The 17298-nt window shown below is 61.9% G+C and carries 13 protein-coding genes; 5 read left to right on the top strand and 8 right to left on the bottom strand.

Annotated elements, in window-relative coordinates; all coding sequences use genetic code 11:
- Window positions 1-9: 9 nt before the first annotated feature.
- A complete protein-coding gene (locus LPW29_RS02420) occupies window positions 10-705 on the top strand; it encodes an HAD-IIIA family hydrolase (RefSeq protein WP_238626653.1) in 696 nt (231 codons plus the stop codon).
- The gene (locus LPW29_RS02415; RefSeq protein ID WP_238626652.1) at window positions 702-1676 is read left to right on the top strand and encodes a S49 family peptidase; all 975 of its coding nucleotides are present in this window, start codon (window positions 702-704) and stop codon (window positions 1674-1676) included. Before LPW29_RS02420 ends, LPW29_RS02415 begins: the two co-directional genes overlap by 4 nt.
- 59 nt (window positions 1677-1735) lie before the next feature.
- On the opposite strand, the gene LPW29_RS02410 is transcribed toward LPW29_RS02415, so the two are convergent.
- Window positions 1736-2329, bottom strand: a complete 594-nt coding sequence (locus LPW29_RS02410; protein WP_238626651.1) for a DUF502 domain-containing protein — start codon at window positions 2327-2329, stop codon at window positions 1736-1738.
- Window positions 2330-2548: 219 nt separating this feature from the next.
- Between LPW29_RS02410 and LPW29_RS02405 the strand changes: the two genes are divergently transcribed.
- Window positions 2549-6334 carry a magnesium chelatase subunit H gene (locus LPW29_RS02405; protein WP_238626650.1) on the top strand — a complete coding sequence of 1262 codons (3786 nt, stop codon included), beginning with the start codon at window positions 2549-2551 and terminating at the stop codon, window positions 6332-6334.
- A gap of 90 nt (window positions 6335-6424) precedes the next feature.
- Here LPW29_RS02405 and nspC read toward each other — a convergent pair whose 3' ends face one another.
- The 3 genes from nspC to LPW29_RS02390 all read right to left on the bottom strand — a co-directional run bounded on the left by nspC (window position 6425) and on the right by LPW29_RS02390 (window position 9579).
- Window positions 6425-7594, bottom strand: a complete 1170-nt coding sequence (gene nspC / locus LPW29_RS02400) for a carboxynorspermidine decarboxylase (RefSeq protein WP_238626649.1) — start codon at window positions 7592-7594, stop codon at window positions 6425-6427.
- On the bottom strand, window positions 7591-8790 hold the full coding sequence (locus LPW29_RS02395) for a saccharopine dehydrogenase family protein (protein WP_238626648.1): 1200 nt from the start codon (window positions 8788-8790) through the stop codon (window positions 7591-7593). The genes nspC and LPW29_RS02395 overlap by 4 nt, the downstream gene beginning before the upstream one ends.
- Window positions 8791-8883: 93 nt before the next feature.
- On the bottom strand, window positions 8884-9579 hold the full coding sequence (locus LPW29_RS02390) for a hypothetical protein (RefSeq protein ID WP_238626647.1): 696 nt from the start codon (window positions 9577-9579) through the stop codon (window positions 8884-8886).
- A gap of 215 nt (window positions 9580-9794) precedes the next feature.
- Here LPW29_RS02390 and LPW29_RS02385 point away from each other — a divergent pair, with 215 nt between their 5' ends.
- On the top strand, window positions 9795-10631 hold the full coding sequence (locus LPW29_RS02385; protein ID WP_090253793.1) for an HDOD domain-containing protein: 837 nt from the start codon (window positions 9795-9797) through the stop codon (window positions 10629-10631).
- A gap of 27 nt (window positions 10632-10658) precedes the next feature.
- Here the strand turns inward: LPW29_RS02385 and LPW29_RS02380 are convergent, their stop codons facing one another.
- From LPW29_RS02380 to LPW29_RS02365, 4 genes are all read right to left on the bottom strand, one after another.
- Window positions 10659-11591: a 1-phosphofructokinase family hexose kinase gene (locus LPW29_RS02380; protein WP_090253792.1), complete on the bottom strand. Its 933-nt coding sequence runs from the start codon at window positions 11589-11591 to the stop codon at window positions 10659-10661.
- Window positions 11592-11651: 60 nt separating this feature from the next.
- Complete coding sequence (locus LPW29_RS02375) at window positions 11652-13226, bottom strand: alpha/beta hydrolase (RefSeq protein WP_238626646.1); 1575 nt, start codon at window positions 13224-13226, stop codon at window positions 11652-11654.
- A gap of 4 nt (window positions 13227-13230) precedes the next feature.
- On the bottom strand, window positions 13231-14715 hold the full coding sequence (putP, locus tag LPW29_RS02370) for a sodium/proline symporter PutP (protein ID WP_255705399.1): 1485 nt from the start codon (window positions 14713-14715) through the stop codon (window positions 13231-13233).
- A gap of 196 nt (window positions 14716-14911) precedes the next feature.
- On the bottom strand, window positions 14912-16468 hold the full coding sequence (locus tag LPW29_RS02365) for a penicillin-binding protein activator (RefSeq protein WP_238626732.1): 1557 nt from the start codon (window positions 16466-16468) through the stop codon (window positions 14912-14914).
- Between the two features lie 347 nt (window positions 16469-16815).
- On the opposite strand from LPW29_RS02365, the gene LPW29_RS02360 reads away from it, so the two are divergent.
- The gene (locus LPW29_RS02360; protein ID WP_238626645.1) at window positions 16816-17286 is read left to right on the top strand and encodes an LPP20 family lipoprotein; all 471 of its coding nucleotides are present in this window, start codon (window positions 16816-16818) and stop codon (window positions 17284-17286) included.
- The last annotated feature ends 12 nt before the right edge of the window (window positions 17287-17298 follow it).

The raw sequence follows: 17298 nt of genomic DNA, 5'->3' as shown, positions 1-17298 counted from the left end.
ACAGTATTTATGGCCAATCCCTATCAATTACTCATCTTCGACTGGGATGGAACCCTCATGGATTCCATCGGGCGCATTATTGCCTGCCTGCAGGGGGCGATCACTGCCTTGCAACTGGAAACCCGGCCGCCGGATGAGTTGCGCCACGTCATCGGGCTGGGCATGCCGGAGGCGATTCTGCAACTGTATCCGCAGGCAGACGAGGCCCTGATTCAAGCATTCACGACCGCTTACCGGGAGCGTTTCCTCTACACGGACAAGACACCCGCACAGCTGTTCACTGGCGTGCCTGCCTTGCTGGATGAACTGGCGGAGCAGGGGTATTGGCTGGCGATAGCCACCGGAAAGTCCCGGGTGGGGCTTGACCGGGTGTTGGAGGATACCGGTCTCCAGAGACGGTTTCTGGCCACACGCTGTGCTGACGAGAGCTTCTCAAAGCCTCATCCCCAAATGCTCGAATCCATTTTTGATGAACTGGGTGTGGCTCCGGCTGACGCCCTGATGGTGGGGGACAGCCATCTGGATCTGCTCATGGCGGCCAATGCCGGTGCGCATGGACTGGGGGTCACCTCGGGCGTGCACGATGCCCGGGAACTGTCGCTGCATCAACCCTTGGCTGTGTTGAACGGGGTGGCGCAGTTACCGGTCTGGCTGGGGAATGAACAGATGCAACATCAACCACTGAGCAAGGATTCCACACCATGAGTGACGAAAATCAAGCCACCAGCCAACGCGGCTCGGATCAGGCCCCGGAAAACTGGGAGCGGGAGGCCCTGCGTGAGATCGCCCTGGCAGGCGTCAAGGAACGTCGGGCGGCCCGGCGCTGGGGTATCTTTTTCAAGACACTGGGCTTTCTTTACCTTTTCTTCCTGCTGTTCACCTTCATGGATGGTATGTCCGCGGGGGATGTTGATCGCAAGGGCAGTCACACGGCCTTGGTGGATGTGCAAGGGATTATCAGTGAAGGCAGTGCCGCCAGTGCCGATCGGGTGGTGGGCTCCCTCAAGGCCGCCTTTGAGAGCAGCCAGACCCAGGCCGTCATCATCCGCATCAATAGCCCGGGCGGCAGTCCGGTACAGGCGGGTTACATCAATGATGCCATTGGCCATCTCAAGGAGAAGCACCCGGATATTCCGGTCTATGCGGTCATCTCGGATGTGGGCGCCTCGGGGGGGTACTATATCGCCGCCGCTGCGGATCAGATCTACGCTGACAAGGCCAGTATCGTCGGTTCCATCGGCGTGCGCCTGGATGGTTTCGGGTTCGATGAGGCCATTGATCGTCTGGGGATTGAGCGGCGCCTGCTCACTGCCGGGGGCAACAAGGGTCTGATGGACCCCTTTCTGCCAGTCAAGGAAGAAGAGCAGGCCCATTTGCAGGCCATGCTGGATGGCATCCATGGCCAGTTCGTGGATACGGTGAAGAAAGGACGAGGGGATCGCCTTGTGGATGATCCGGAGATCTTCTCCGGGCTGGTCTGGACCGGCGAGCAGAGCCTGGAGTTGGGTCTGGTGGATGGTCTTGGCAGTAGCGGCTACGTGGCCCGGGAAGTGATTGGTGAGCCCGATATCGTGGATTTCACCCGCAAGCAGGATCTGTTCTCCCGTCTGGCGGATGGTCTGGGTGTGGCCTTGCTGCGCGTGGTTGAGCAGTGGGGGCAGGCCAGCCTGCGATAACCGGGTCTTCGAGATGAGCCTGGGCGGACCAGAGGGTCCGCCCATTGCCAGACCAGCGGTCAGTCCTCACGTCGCGCGGAAACGCCCGCTGTGAGGGTGTAGCGCATGGCATCCTCCAGCGACAGATTCAACGGCTCCACCCGGTCGCGGGGCAGCATCAGTGTATAACCACCGATCTGGTAGCTCATGGGTAGATAGACCGCAACAGTGCTCTGGGTGCCCAGATTGTCTGGCAGGCCCTCGAAATCACTGCGGGTCACGAACCCCACCAGGCGAAATTCCAAGCCCGGCAGCGTGACGAGCACCGCCTCGCCAAAGCGCTCATGAATCTCCCCGGAAAATAGCTGGGTCACGTCCCGCACCACACCATGAATGGTCTTGACCACCGGGATGCGCTCCATCCAGCTTTCCAACCAATGGAAGACCCCCTGTACCAGATAAACCCGGAGCAACACCCCCAGCGCGAAGATCAGCAGGATGCCGATGAGCAGGCCCATGCCGGGGAAGTAAAGTACATCCGGCAACACGGCCTTGAGAATGGCGCCCAGCACCTGCTCCAGGGTGTTACTCAGCCAGAGCACCAGCGTGACGGTGACGACGATCGGCAGGATGGCAGCCAGGCCGGCGAGAAATGTGCGGGTCAATCCTTTCAAGACTTACCTCCAGGCCGCGGCACACTATAATGTGCGGCTACGGCGGTTGGAATTGGGTGGGGAGTCTCCGGGGCTTGAAGCACGATCAGTGCCCGGATGCGCGAGCCGGATGTCCACCTTGGTTGACACCCGCCGCGGGTCGATCTAATTTGACACGCATCCCAAGGGTGAATCCAGATCCGCGCCCGAAAAAACCCAAGTCGACAGGCACCTGAATCTATGGCATCCAAGCCCTCGTCAGCAGTTGATCAGACCCCCATACGGGTGGTGATCGTGACCATGGACACCCACTTGGCCAGCGCCGCCGACCGGGCCCGCGCCGAACTCAAGCATGAGTTGCCCGGGTTGCACTTCTCGCTTCATGCCGCTTCCGAGTGGGCTGCCGATGAAGAGGCCCTGGAGCAGTGCAAGGCCGATGTGGCCCAGGCCGATATCATCATCACCACCATGCTGTTCCTGGAGGATCAATTTCAGCAGATCCTGCCGGATCTGCAGGCCCGACGCGATGACTGCGACGCCATGGTGTGTGCCATGTCGGCCGGAGATGTGACCAAGCTGACCCGCATGGGCAGCTTTGACATGTCCAAGCCGAGCAGCGGACCCATGTCGTTGCTCAAACGGCTGCGGGGCAAAAAGGAAGGCGATTCCAAGGCCAGCGCGGGCGCTCAGCAGATGAAGATGCTGCGCCGGATTCCGCAGTTGCTGCGATTCATCCCGGGTACGGCCCAGGATGTGCGCGCCTATTTCATCACCCTGCAGTACTGGCTGGGCGGCTCGGAAGAGAACATGGCCAACATGATCCGCTTCCTGGTGGATCGCTATGCGGATGGCCCGCGTCGCGGTGTGCGAGGCAAGCTGACCATCGCTTCACCCGCCGAATATCCCGAGGTGGGTGTATACCATCCGGACATGAAAAAGCGTCTTTCAGATCGCTTGCAGGATCTGCCGGGCAAGGTGTCCGGACGCGGTGCGCAGGGTCGCGTGGGGGTGCTGCTGCTGCGCTCCTATGTGCTGGCGGGTAATTCTGGGCATTACGACCCGGTGATCCGGGGTCTGGAGGAGGCCGGCCTGCAGGTGGTGCCTGCATTTGCCTCGGGCCTGGATTCACGTCCCGCCATTGAGGCATTCTTCATGGAGGACGGTCGTCCCACGGTGGATGCCGTGGTCTCCCTGACCGGATTCTCCCTGGTGGGTGGCCCGGCCTACAACGATGCCAATGCCGCGCAGGAAATCCTCTCCAGGCTGGATGTGCCCTATATCGCCGCCCATCCGGTGGAATTCCAGACCCTGGATCAATGGGGCAACTCTGAGCGTGGCCTGCTGCCCGTGGAGAGCACCATCATGGTGGCCATTCCGGAGCTGGACGGCTGCATCGCCCCCATGGTGTACGGCGGACGCCCAGGCCCGGAAGGCGCCATCTGCGCCGGTTGCGAACGCCATTGCAAGTTCACCGATTCCGAGAACACCCAGGACATGTTCACGTGTCCGGAGCGTACCGGCATGCTGGTATCCCGCGTCCGGCGTCTGGTGGAGTTGCGGCGCGCCGAGCGGGCCCAGCGCAAGGTGGCCATCGTCCTGTTCAACTATCCGCCCAATGCCGGTAACACCGGTACCGCCGCCTACCTGGGGGTGTTTGAGTCGCTGCTCAACACCCTGAAGACGATGAAGGAAGAGGGGTATCAGGTGGAGGTGCCCGACAGCGTGGATGAATTGCGGGACAGCATCATCAACGGCAACAAGGATCAGTACGGCGCCGATGCCAACGTACACACCATGATTCCCGCCGAGGATCATGTGCGCCGTGAGCGCTGGCTCAAGCAGATCGAGGGTCAGTGGGGTCCGGCACCGGGAAAGGTGCTGACCAACGGCAGTTCCATCTTTGTGCTGGGCCGGCAGTTTGGCAATGTGCTGGTGATGGTGCAGCCCTCATTCGGCTACGAGGGCGATCCCATGCGTCTGCTGTTTGAGCGCGGCTTTGCCCCCACCCATGCCTTCTCCGCCTTCTATCGTTACCTGCGCGAGGACTTCAAGGCCCATGCGGTGCTGCATTTTGGCACCCACGGGGCACTGGAGTTCATGCCGGGCAAGCAGGTGGGCATGTCTGGAGCCTGCTGGCCCGATCGCCTCATTGGCGATATCCCGAACATGTACCTGTATGCCTCCAATAACCCCTCCGAGGGTGCCATTGCCAAGCGACGCTCCGGGGCCACCCTGATCAGCTACCTGACGCCGCCGGTGTCCCATGCGGGGCTGTATCGTGGGTTGCTGGACCTGAAGAGCTCCATTGATCGCTGGCGCGGTCTCGAGCCTTCTCAGGAGCATGAGCGTGGTGAACTGGCCGAACTGATCCAGTCCCAGGCCGCCGAGCTGGAACTGGCCAGGCCCGAGCCCCTCTGGGACGTGCCCGGTGGCGAGGCCGAGGAAAGGGTACGCAAGCTGGGCGAGGAGATCCTGGAGCTGGAGTACACCCTGATCCCCTACGGTTTGCATGTGGTGGGCACTCCTCTGAGCGAGGACGAGCGTATCGATATGCTGGTCGCCATGGCTGAGGCCTCTCAGGACACCCGCCTGGAGCGCTCAGTGGTGGAAACCCTGGTGAAAACCGGCTCGGTGGACAATGCCCTTCAGGAGGCCGGGTTCCAGAATGACGACGAGCGCCGCGAGCAGTTCGAGCAGCTGGCCCGCTCCAATGAGCTCATGTCCCGGGATACGGAACTGGAGGGTATCCTCAAGGCCCTGGACGGTCGCTTCATCAAGCCCGCCCCGGGTGGGGACGTAATGCGACAGCCCGATGTGCTGCCCACCGGTCGTAACCTCCACGGCTTCGATCCCTTCCGCATCCCCAGCGCTTTTGCGTTGAAGGATGGGGCCATGCAGGCTGAACGCCTGCTGGCCCGCCATGTGGAGGATGGCAACGGCCTGCCCGAATCCGTGGCGATGGTGCTGTGGGGCAGTGACAACCTCAAGACCGAGGGCAGCCAGATCGGTCAGGTCCTGGGTCTGCTGGGCGCCAAACCCCGCTTCGATAACTACGGCCGCCTGGCTGGTGCCACGCTGATTCCGCTGGAGGAGCTGGGGCGCCCGCGGGTGGACGTGCTCATCACCCTGTCCGGCATCTTCCGGGATCTGCTGCCGCTGCAGATCAAGCTGCTGGCCGAGGCCACCTTCCTGGCCGCGTCGGCAGACGAGCCGCCGGAACAGAACTTCGTGCGTGCCCACACCCTGGAATACATGAAGGAGCACGGCTGTGATCTGGAGACGGCCGCGTTGCGCGTGTATGGCAATGCGGACGGGGCCTATGGTTCCAACGTCAATAACCTGGTGGAGAATGGTCGCTGGGATGACGAGGATGAGTTGGCCAACACCTATACCCAGCGCAAGGGCTTTGCCTATGGCCGCAGCGGCCGGCCCATGAAGCAGGACACCCTGCTCAAGAGCATGCTCAAGGATGTGCAACTCACTTACCAGAACCTGGATTCGGTGGAGTTGGGCGTGACCACCATCGATAACTACTTCGATACCCTGGGTGGCATCAGCCGAGCTGTTCGCCAGGCCCGCGGAGGCCAGGACGCCCCCGTGTATATCGGCGACCAGACCAAGGGTGATGGCACGGTGCGCACACTCTCCGAGCAGGTCTCTCTCGAGACCCGCACCCGAATGCTCAATCCCAAGTGGTACGAGGGGGCCCTCAAGCACGGGTACGAGGGAGTGCGCCAGATCGAGGTGCATATCACCAATACCATGGGTTGGTCGGCCACCACGGGCCAGGTTCAGCCCTGGGTGTACCAGAAACTGTCCGAGACCTTCGTGCTGGATCCGGAGATGCGCGAGCGCCTGGCACAGCTCAACCCAACGGCTTCCGCGAAGATGGCCAACCGCCTCCTGGAGGCCTCGGATCGCAACTACTGGCAGCCGGATGATGAGACCCTGGAAGCCCTGCGGCGCGCCGGAGAGGAGTTGGAGGATCGTCTGGAGGGCATCGAGCAGGAGACGCCAGCGGCCTGAGTCCGGCCGGCTCGTGCGGGGTTTGGGCCCGCCCCCTCTCCGAGGCATGGGGGAAGGGGCGGGGTGACCTGCGTGCCTTGCAGATTGCTGTTAACTCAAACGTTCCTTGTAGGCCTCGTAGCCGAAGCGCTTGACCACCCGCACCTTCCGCGTGTTGGCGTCCACCCGGCAGATGGCCGGCAGGCGCATGCCGTTGAAGGTGTTGGTCTTCACCATGGAGTAGTGGGCCATGTCGGTGAACACCAGGCGGTCGCCGATCTTCAGCGGGCGGTCGAAGGAATAGGCCCCGATCATGTCTCCCGCCAGGCAGGTGAGACCGCCCAGGCGGTAGGTGTGGGCCTTTTCCTCGGGCATGCCGGCGCCGATGATGTCGGGTCGGTAGGGCATTTCCAGTACGTCCGGCATGTGGGCCGTGGCGGAGGTGTCCAGAATGGCAATGGGGCCTTCATTGTCAATGATGTCCAGCACCGTGGTCACCAGATAGCCGGTGTTCAGGGCGATGGCCTCGCCAGGCTCCAGGTATACCGGGATGCCGTTGTGACGCTCCCGAAAGCTGCGTACCAGTTTGATCAGGCGCTCGATATCGTAATCGGGCCGGGTGATGTGGTGCCCCCCGCCGAAGTTCACCCACTTGAGACCGGGCAGATATTGCCCGAAGCGGGCCTCGAAGGCCCCCAGGGTGCGCTCCAGCGCATCGCTGTTCTGTTCGCACAGGGTGTGAAAATGCAATCCTTCCAGGCCGGTGAGATCCACCCCTTCCAGATCCCGGACTCGGGTGCCCAGGCGTGATCCCGGTGTGCAGGGGTCATACAGCGCCACGGTGCCTTCCGAATGTTCGGGATTGACCCGCAGGCCACAGGAGATGGTCCGGGGGTGGGCCGCAACACGCTCCCGGTGGTGCAACCACTGCCCGGGGGAGTTGAAGCTGATGTGGTCGGCGTACTGGAGCACCACCTCCATCTCGCTGTCGGAGAAGGCCGGCGAGAAGCAGTGCACCTCGCCGCCAAAGGTTTCCGCGCCCAGCCGCGCCTCATCCTGGCCGCTGGCGGTGGTGCCCACCAGGTACTGGCGGATCAGGGGGAAGGTGTCCCACATGGCGAAGCCCTTGAGGGCCAGGAGAATGCGGGCCCCGCTGTCCTCCTGGACCTGCCGCAGCAGCTCCAGGTTGCGGATCAGCAGGGCATCATCCACCACAAAGGCTGGCGTGGGGCAGGCCTGAATATCGAACGGGTGGTCCATGACCTCGATCGCGCGGCTCAAGCCAGCGGATCCGCGTCGGGATCCAGTTCCTTCATCTGCCAGGGCAGGCCCATGTCGCCGATGCGCTCCATGAAGGGGGCGGGGTCCATCTGTTCCACGTTGAATACGCCAGCCCCCTTCCAGATGCCCTGCAGCATGAGCATGGCCCCGGTGACGGCGGGCACGCCCGTGGTGTAGGACACCGCCTGGGACTGGACCTCCCGATAACAGGCCTCGTGATCACAGATGTTGTAGATGTGCACCTTGCGGCGCTTGCCATCCTTGATGCCGTCCAGGATGACGCCGATGTTGGTCTTGCCCTTGGTGCGCGGCCCCAGGGAGGCCGGGTCGGGCAGCACGGATTTGAGGAACTGCAGCGGGATCACTTCCTTGCCTTCGTACATGACCGGTTCGATGCCTGTCATGCCCACGTTCTCCAGTACCTTCAGGTGCGTGAGGTACTGCTGGGAGAAGGTCATCCAGAAACGGATCCGCTTGAGCCCGCGGATGTTCTGTACCAGGGATTCCAGTTCCTCGTGGTACAGCAGATAGATGTCCTTGGGACCAATCTCGTCAAAATCAAAGGCCCGCTTCTCCGACAGGGGTGGGATCTCCTTCCACTCACCATTCTCCCAGTAACGACCATTGGCCGTGACCTCACGGATGTTGATCTCCGGGTTGAAGTTGGTGGCAAAGGGATAACCATGGTCGCCGCCATTGGCGTCCAGGATGTCGATCTGGTGGATCTCGTCGAAGAGGTTCTTCTGGCCCCAGGCGCAGTAGATGTTGGTCATGCCGGGGTCGAAACCGCAACCCAGGGTGGCCATGAGGCCGGCCTTTTCATAGCGGTCCTGGAAGGCCCACTGTTCCTTGTATTCGAACTTGGCCTCGTCCGGGTGCTCGTAATTGGCCGTATCCAGGTAGGGCACGCCGGTCTTCAGGCAGGCCTCCATGATGGTGAGGTCCTGATAGGGCAGGGCCACGTGGATCAGTAGATCCGGCTTGAAGGATTCGATCAGGCGTACCAGGGCATCCACATCATCCGCGTCCACCTGGGCGGTCTGGATGGGCCGATCCAGCTTGGCGGCGATATCCCGGCACTTGGTTTCATTGCGGCTGGCCAGGCAGATCTCCGAGAAGACTTCGGGATGCTGGGCGCACTTGTGGGTGACGACACTGCCGACGCCGCCGGCGCCGATGATCAGGACTTTGCTCATAGGTCTCGATTCAGGAATCTGGATGGGTGAAAGAAGGAAGCGGACGGAGCGCTTGGGGACGCGTGGGATGATGCCCCCTTGTGACCGCTGGGTTCAAGCCCTCTCGACGGCGAAACTGACCGCGTAGCGCCGGCTCTTGCCAAATACCAGCGCCAGTCGGCCTTGTCCCTGGGTGTCCAGGCCCAGTTCCGAGGCCCGGCGAAGACCGCCGGATCGATGCAGACGGCGCAGGGAGGTTTCGATGCTGCCCTTGTGACGACGGATGTAAAGATCCAGGTCCGGGCGCACGCTGGCTTGAATGTCGTGCTCCTGACCCAGCACTTCCAAGTGGGTCTGTGCGGGCCCCAGATCCTGGCCAGGCAGCTTGAACAGGCGTTCCAGGATGCGATGCATGCCGTCCACCGGTTCTTCGCCCAGATAGAGGTTCCACAGGAAACGACCGATGCCGTATTCGTCGCTCCACCATTGGGTTTTTGGGTTGAGCACGTGTACGCCGACCGGTACCAGCCGATAGCTGCCCAGACCCGGATCATCGGTCAGGATCTCGAAGCTCACTTGCCGGCAACCCAAGTGTTTTTTGTCTCCCTTGACCATCAGTGCGGCATTGCGGGGGGTAAGCAGCTTGAGGGCCATGCGGTCCCGGGGTTGCAGGGGGCGTCCCCGTTGCTGGGCGACGGTCTGAATCACGTCCAGGGCACAGGAAGTGATCAGGCTCTGCTCACGAACCAGGTGGCCTTGAGCCTGCTCATGGGCTTGTTCTTGCCGAAATTGTTCATGGGCGGTGCTCATGTCAGTAAAATAAGCATTTTTCGTGCCGAGCCAGCAGGCCCGCTCTTCAGGTGATCTGCGTCGGTTTTTTGACGAATAAGGGCGTGTCGGGATCGACGGATACCCCCCTTTGTTGCGCCGCAAAGTTCTGGCGCCGACAATAATGACTTCATCGATTGTGCCTTACAGCAAGCCACGCGCTACGGGTGTCCGCCCGGGCTAAAGGATGCATCATCATGGCTGATCTGGTTATGTCCCAAGAGGAAGAACGGATGATGGGGCAACTCATGATCCCATCCCAGCCCACCGTGCTGCGCGCCATCGCGGCCGAGACGGACAATGAGCATGGGGACCTGGCCCGGGTAGCCAGACTGGTCTCGGAGGATGTCAGCATCTCCGGGGGCATCCTGCTGGTGGTGAACTCTCCATTGTTTCGCCGCCGCCGCGAGATCGGTTCCATTCGCGAGGCTGTCATGCTACTGGGGCTCAAGCGGGTCTATTCGGTGGCACGCACCGTGGCCCTGCGTAACGCCTTGTCTCACTTGCCGCGGATGCACGAGTTCTGGAAGTCCAGCGTCACCTTGGCGGAAGCCTGTGGTGGGGCGGCGCGATTGTTGAAGCGTCCGGATCTGGTGGATGATGCCTACCTTCTGGGGCTGTTTCATCTGGTTGGGGTACCGGCATTGCGTAGCGTGTTGGGCGAGGCCTACGAAACGGTGGAGCGCCAGGCAGATTTGAGTGGTTGGCAGTCCAGCGTTCACGAAGAACAGCGACGTTATGGGGTCAGTCACGATCGTCTGGGTGCGCTGATCACTCAGCGGTGGCGTGCGCCGACAAGCGTTATCCAGGCAACGGCCCATCAATACCAGGTGGCGCGTCTGGACAGGTTGGTGACGCTGCACCCGGATGCGCCTGATCTGCTGGTCATGCTCAAGCTCGCGCTTCGGGCGACCGCTGCTGTTGACCCGGCACGCATGACCTATGCGGACTGGGAGACCACGCAGGATCTGCTGGCCGACTACCTGGCCCTGGATGTGCAGTCACTGGACGGTCTGGTGGAAGAGTTGGCATAGACGCAAACCTTTTACCGGTCGGTTCAGTCATTCACTGGTGAGCAGCAGTTTCCAGAAATGTTCGATATCCGATTGATGGCACAACTCCGTGCCGGATGTCAGCACGGTCGCGGTACCTGCGGCCACACCCAGGGCGAAGGCGCGCCGGACATCCTCTCCTCGGGAAAGACCAAAAGCCATGCCGGCGACAAAGCTATCGCCAGCGCCGACGGCGCTGCGGGCCGTGACTTTCGGGGTGGCGAGGCGATGGATGCCATCCTGGGTGGCCAGCATCGCGCCGTCATGCCCCAGGGTGATGGCCAGTAGTTCCGCCCCTCCTGCGGCCACCTGCTCCTGCGCGGCCTCTTCCAGGTCCTTTGGGTCCTCCAGGTTCCGGCCCACCAGGCCCGCGAATTCACCGCGGCTGGGTTTGGCCATGTATACCCCTTCCTCCAGGGCCGCCGCCAGGGCGGGCCCCGACGTGTCCAGGATCAGCCGACCGCCACGACGCTTCACGGACACGGCAAGTCGGGCGTAAACATCCTCGGGCACGCCTCGGGGCAGGCTGCCGCTGGCCACCACATAGTCAAAATCCAGCATTTCGATGAAGTCCAGGGCCGCCTGCCATTCGCTGCGCCGGATCTGCGGTCCCTCGGGCGTGAAGCGAAACTCCTGTCCCGAACTCTCCTCGAACACCACGTGGCTCATCCGTGTGGATTCCAGAATATGTACCCGATGGGACATCACACCTGCCTGTGTGATGAGTTCATCCAGTACATCCCCTGGCCGTCCACCTGCCAGGTAGACGGCGAAGCTACCGGCCCCCAACTCGTTGAGCACGCGTGCCACGTTGATGCCACCGCCGCCAGGGTCATAGCGCTCATTGGTGGTACGCACCTTGTGAATGGCTTTCACCTTGTCGGCCGTGCATGAGGAATCCACGGCCGGGTTCAAGGTCAGTGTGACGATTCGCTTATGCATCAAGGAACTCCCTGTGGAGCTGGCGTTCAGTGTGATGTGACAGGGGACAGGCCACTGGGGTCAGTCCCCTACCAGGGGAAAGGTGACGCTCATGCCCCAGGCCAGGGAAAAGGCCACGGCGATGGCGCCCACCAGGGGATGACCGGTTGCCGTGAATGTCCAGCGGGCCAGCAGGCCGTAGACCAGCAGGAAGACGGCGATGGCCGGGAAGATGATGATCAGGAAGAACAGTTCCTCGAGACGCAGGCCCACGGCCCCGACCAAGGAAAGCAGGAAAAGCATCTTGGTGAAGAAATAGGCACCCGTCGTGCCGGTTTCTCCCCGAGTGAGCCACTCATCGGCACTGAAGAACAGCAGCGTGCCCAGGAAGATCACCGGTAACCACACCAGGCGTTCGGGGATGGGCAGATAACCGGTGACGAAGGCATGGATGGGCAGCCCCACGGCCAGGGTGCCGTAAGTTGTGGCCAGGCATACCGCCACGAGAAGAGCGCCCCATGCCGTGCGGCCCGGGAAGGGACCGAAGACATTGCCGCGACGGCGCTGCAGCAGCCAGAGCCCCATCCAGGTGAGTAGCCCATATACCGCGAAGTGCATGGTCAGGTAATCAGACAGCAGCAGCGGCAGCCCCCCCAGCGGTACTTGCCAGAGCAACAGGGGGGTGAGCACCGCTGGGACAACCGCCACCGGCCAGAGTGGCCGCCATGGCATATCCGAACCTCGCGGCGGATCGGTAACGCGGGGCAGGGCGCGCATCAGGGGCCAGGCCAGGGCAATGATGCCCAGAAACAACAGACCCAGCCAGGGGCCTCTGGCATCCACAAAGGGCGCATCCAACTCGGAGGGATCCACGCCCTCCATCCAGGCCAGGGCCTCCAGTAAGGTTTGCCGGGCGTGGATGATTCCCATGTGCTCGGCCCCCTCGGCGATGACCAGGCGGCGGGCATGGCCCTGGGTGAAGTCACCATAGGTCATGCCGGGCTGTACCTGGGCTGTATCGTGAGGTTCAAAAGCGGGCAGGGCCGGTTCCCGCAAGGCCGCAGGCTCCAGTTCCCCGAAAATGAACAGCAGGTTGTCCAGCCCCTCCATGCGGGTGTCTTCGGCAATGAACGGGGATATCAACACCATGGAGCGCACCTGGCCGGGGTGTTGCTGGCCATGGTTCAGCATGATGTCGCCCGCCATGGAATGTCCCATCAAGGTGATACGGCCATCGCTGGCGGGATGCGCGCGGGCATGGTCCACGACATGTTCCAGGGCACCGCCCAGCAATTGGCGGCGCCGTTCCAGGTCCATGATATCCGGCACAAAGGGTTTGGGGTTGGCCCCATGGCCTGGGAAGTCCAGGGTGATGGCCAGATAGCCTTGGCGGGCCAGGGTGATGGCCAGGGGCTGCATCATCTGCCGGGAACCGGTAAAACCATGGGCGATGACCGCCACCGGTCGCGGCTCGGTGGTCACCGGATTGAACACGGTGATGGGCACCCCCTCCACCCGTTCATGGGTTATTTCCAGGCCCTGGGGCGCCGACATGAGCTGCCAAAGGGCCACTGCAATGGCCAGGGTGGCCAGTAGTGCGGTCAATCCCCGGGCGATCCGGGAGAACGGGCTTCCTGCGGTCTTGGCCTGGGTCATCGGATCATCGCCGCCGCATCTCAGCCTGAACCTGGTCAAACTCCCTCAGCATGTCCTCCGTGGGCCCCTTACCCACGCGGCTGAACAGGATGATGGCCAGGGACGCCAGAATGAAGCCAGGCAGGATCTCGTACATATCGAACAGACCCCCTTCGAAGCGATCCCAAATCAGCACTGTCAGCGCGCCGGTCACAATCCCGGCCAGGGCGCCATTGCGGTTCATGCCACGCCAGAAAACCGAGAGGATGATCACCGGACCGAAGGCGGCGCCGAAACCGGCCCAGGCATAGGCCACCAGGTCCAGCACGGCGGCTTCCGGGTTCAGGGCCAGCAGGGTGGCCAGCACGCCGATACCCAGCACCGTGCCACGTCCGATCCACACCAATTCGGTGTCACTGGCCTGAGGGCGGAAAAAGCGTTTGTAGAAGTCTTCCGAAAGCGCTGACGAGGACACCAGCAACTGGGAGTCGATGGTGCTCATGATGGCTGCCAGGACAGCCGCAATGAGACAGCCCGCCACCCAGGGGTTGAACAGGGTCTGGATGAGGAGAATGAACACGGTCTCGGGATTATCCAGGCCCGTTTCGCCAAAGAAGGCCATGCCGGCAAACCCGGTGAAGATGGCGCCGAACAGCGCTACCACCATCCAGGTCACGCCGATGAAGCGTGCCAGGGGGATATCCCGGGGATTGTGGATGGCCATGAAGCGGGTGAGTACATGTGGCTGACCGAAATAACCCAGCCCCCAGGCCATCAGGGAGATGATCCCGAACAACGTCATGTCATGGAAGGCATCCAGGGCCCCGGGCTCCAGTTCACCGACCATCCGGGTGGTTTCGGTCCAGCCGCCCAGGTTCATGACGGTGATGACAGGCACCAGGATCAGGGCCAGGAACATCAGGATGCCCTGGATGAAATCGGTCCAGCTGACCGCCAGGAATCCTCCCAGCAGGGTGTACACCAGGATGACAGCCGCACCCACCGCCAGTGCCAGGCGGTAATCCATGTCGAAGGTGCCCTCGAACAGGGTGCCCGCCGCCACCAAGCCCGCGGAGGTGTAAAACGTGAAAAATACCAGGATCACCAGTGCCGAAACCACCCGCAGGGCTGAGGTATCGTCTCGAAAGCGGTTTTCGAAATAGGCCGGAATGGTGATGGAGTCCCGCGCCGCCCAGGTGAGTCGTCTCAGACGGTCAGCCACGAACTGCCAGTTGAGATAGGCGCCGATGGTCAGGCCCACGGCGATCCAGATCTGGTTCATGCCCGCGGCATATACCGCGCCAGGCAGGCCCAGCAGCAGCCAGCCGCTCATGTCCGAGGCCCCGGCAGACAGGGCGGCCGTGCCAGCCCCCAGGCGCCGCCCACCCAGGATGTAGTCGGACAGGTTGGTGGTGACCCGGTAGGCCAGCATCCCCACCAGAACCATGAGAATCAGGTAGGCAACCAGGGTCGCCAGCAGGGCAAAATTCACATCCACTTCCGTGCTCATCACCGGGCTCCCCGCAGGCTGTGCAACATCAGGCTCACCAGCGAAAACAGCACCAACAGCAACATCGGTACCAGTAGCCAGAACCAGGTGGCGGTGGTGAGGGTATGATCCATGGGATCTCCTTGTGGTTTTTGTTTGGGCACTCGGCCGTATTTTTGCCCGAGTATAAGACACATGGGGGCTCACCCACCAAGGATCATGGGCCGTCCCGGTGCGCCTGCAGGGGAGCAGGCCGCCCGTTGCGGAAATGGGCCCAGTCGAATTCCCGTATCAGGCGTCCCTGTGAATCCAGGCGCAGGTGACCCGTCAACCCCGTGTGGGTGGCCTGTGGATCGCGCTGCAGGCGGTCAAGTTCAGGGATCAGGGTAAAGGCATCAATGCCCATGGCGACAAGGTGGGGCCATGTCGGATTGTCATGAAGTAACCGCCTGTGATTTCTTTGGGCGCCTTGCCGGCTGAGCAGTGCCGGCATCTCCGGAAAGATGATGCCCTCCAGATCCGGATCCTGTTCATGCCGGTTCTGGACCTCAAAAAGATGGGATGTGGCGTAGACCGGTAGATGACCGGCATGCAGGTAACGCAGTTGGGGCTGGATCATCCTGGCTTGCTCCGGACTTGCGACCAGAAACAGCATGTCCACGTTCCGAGCCAGGATCCTGCGCAGCAGGACCTGAAAATCCGTGGCTTCCGGGGCATAGTGCTGGACGGAGATCACGCGCCCGCCCTGCTGCGTGAACTGATGGTTGAAGGCACTTGCCAGGCGGTCTCCCAGCGACGACTGCGGGGCCATGATTGCGGCACGTCGGTGACCCCGGGTATAGGCCAGGTGGGCCACCTGGGCAGTTTCGTGTTCAGGTTTGAGGGCAAACTGGATGACCTGCGGTGTGCTCGTGAAGTCGTCTCCCGGCTGATTGAGCAAGAGCAGCGGTACAGGCAGCGAGGGTCGCTCAGTGAATTGCGCCGCGGCTTCCCGGGTGAGGGGGCCAATGATGATTTCTGCGCCAGCTTCGACAGCTTCCTGGTATTTCTGCCAGGCGGATTCCGGGGGCTCGCCCATGTCGTAAATGCTGAGTTGCGGACGCTGAGACGAGGCCACGTCCCTGTGGGATGCCTTCACACCCCTTAATACAGCCTCGGCCAGGTTCCCATAGCGACCGGATAGCGGCAGGATGACGGCAACGTGTTCCGGATAGACACCTTGAGGAAGCTCCTTTACGCTCCCAGGGCTGGTCAATCTCCGAAAATCCCGCTCGGGACGATCGGCGTCGGGTTGGGCATCATTCAGCCAGTGCAGGGTTGCGGGGTTTCGGGCACGCTGTTTCAGTGCCCTGATATCCCCCGGGGGGAGGCCCCGAAGCATGGTCTGTATGGATCGGCGCGCGTGTGCGGAATGCTCGGGACTGATCCTGGCCGTGTAAAGAATGTGCCAGGTCTTGATGGCGTCCATCGTCCGGCCCAGAGCCGCTTCACTGGCTGCCTGAATGTCCAGCGCCTGAGCGCGCAGCTCGTCTGGTAGGGCTTCAAGGTGCCAGGGTAATTGGCGAAGGGCTTCCATTGGCTTGCCGGCATCCAGGCGGGCCCGTGCTTCGGCCAGTACCTGTGCCATCTCTCTGTTCGAACCGGGATCGTGGGTGTTTGCGAGTGCCAGCAGATCATGCGTGCGATGGGCATGGCCACCCCCCTGGAGTTCCAGCGCCATGGTCGGCAAGGGCGCGAGCATCAGGGCTGCGAGAATGAGTGGCAGGCGGGTCATTTTCAAGAGATTGGCCGTGATGCCTAAAGTCCTTGGTGGTGGTTGCCGATACGAACCATAAGTGCCGCGTCTGCAAAGCTTGGGGCTCCAGTCCAGTCTGTCCTCGGGCAATGGCCCGCTGTGTCATCTGTGACCATGGAATCCGACGGTCTGAGCGCTTCTGGAATGACTAAGGCTGGTTATCCTCACGGAGAAATAAAATGAAAAAAATGGCGTATGTGCTTGTGGCTTTGGGTGTTATAACGTTGACAGGGGGCTGTGCCCACTCCTATCAAGTACCTGTTCAAGGGTATCAATACACGGCAATGGAAGAGCGTACCATTCGGGTCAGGGGGCATGGCACCAGTGTGCCAAGATCCGACCTGACGCAGTCGCAGCAGAAACTCATGGCCATCCGGGCCAGTCGTCTCGATGCCTATCGCAATCTCGCCGAGGAACTGTATGGCCTCCAGTTGGAGAGCGGCAGTAGCTTGCGTGACATGGCGGGTGAGCGTGATAGAGTGAGATCCTACATTGACAAGAAGATTCGGGGGGCGCGCGTCATCGACGTGGTGCTCATTGAAGATGATATCTACGAGACCACGCTTGAGTACACCGTGGGTCAGGATTTCTATCGGTGCGTTGCCGCACCGCACCTCTGCCAGCCGGCCAGACCCGTGGCTCCCCTTCAGCCTGTGGTCACGCAACAGTATTGCGGCGCAAGTCCCTGCCCACCCACCCGCGTGGTGCCTTTGCAGCCTGCAAGGCAACGGGTTCCTGACTGGCAGCACTGCACCGAGCCCTATTGCTCACAGGCACCCTATTATTACTACCAGTGATCACGAAGGGAT

The organism is Ectothiorhodospira sp. 9100, assembly GCF_022227565.1.
Lineage (GTDB): Bacteria > Pseudomonadota > Gammaproteobacteria > Ectothiorhodospirales > Ectothiorhodospiraceae > Ectothiorhodospira > Ectothiorhodospira marina.
The sequence above is the reverse complement of the archived record's forward strand: the minus strand, read 5'-3'. Positions and strand labels throughout refer to the sequence as shown.

What these genes read in the sequence shown, in the direction of transcription:
- LPW29_RS02420 (WP_238626653.1), top strand. Translation starts at nt 10, where the DNA reads ATGGCCAATCCCTATCAATTACTCATCTTCGACTGGGATGGAACCCTC.
- LPW29_RS02415 (WP_238626652.1), top strand. Translation starts at nt 702, where the DNA reads ATGAGTGACGAAAATCAAGCCACCAGCCAACGCGGCTCGGATCAGGCC.
- LPW29_RS02405 (WP_238626650.1), top strand. Translation starts at nt 2,549, where the DNA reads ATGGCATCCAAGCCCTCGTCAGCAGTTGATCAGACCCCCATACGGGTG.
- LPW29_RS02395 (WP_238626648.1), bottom strand. Translation starts at nt 8,790, where the DNA reads ATGAGCAAAGTCCTGATCATCGGCGCCGGCGGCGTCGGCAGTGTCGTC.
- LPW29_RS02390 (WP_238626647.1), bottom strand. Translation starts at nt 9,579, where the DNA reads ATGAGCACCGCCCATGAACAATTTCGGCAAGAACAAGCCCATGAGCAG.
- LPW29_RS02385 (WP_090253793.1), top strand. Translation starts at nt 9,795, where the DNA reads ATGGCTGATCTGGTTATGTCCCAAGAGGAAGAACGGATGATGGGGCAA.
- LPW29_RS02380 (WP_090253792.1), bottom strand. Translation starts at nt 11,591, where the DNA reads ATGCATAAGCGAATCGTCACACTGACCTTGAACCCGGCCGTGGATTCC.
- LPW29_RS02375 (WP_238626646.1), bottom strand. Translation starts at nt 13,226, where the DNA reads ATGACCCAGGCCAAGACCGCAGGAAGCCCGTTCTCCCGGATCGCCCGG.
- putP (WP_255705399.1), bottom strand. Translation starts at nt 14,715, where the DNA reads ATGAGCACGGAAGTGGATGTGAATTTTGCCCTGCTGGCGACCCTGGTT.
- LPW29_RS02365 (WP_238626732.1), bottom strand. Translation starts at nt 16,468, where the DNA reads ATGACCCGCCTGCCACTCATTCTCGCAGCCCTGATGCTCGCGCCCTTG.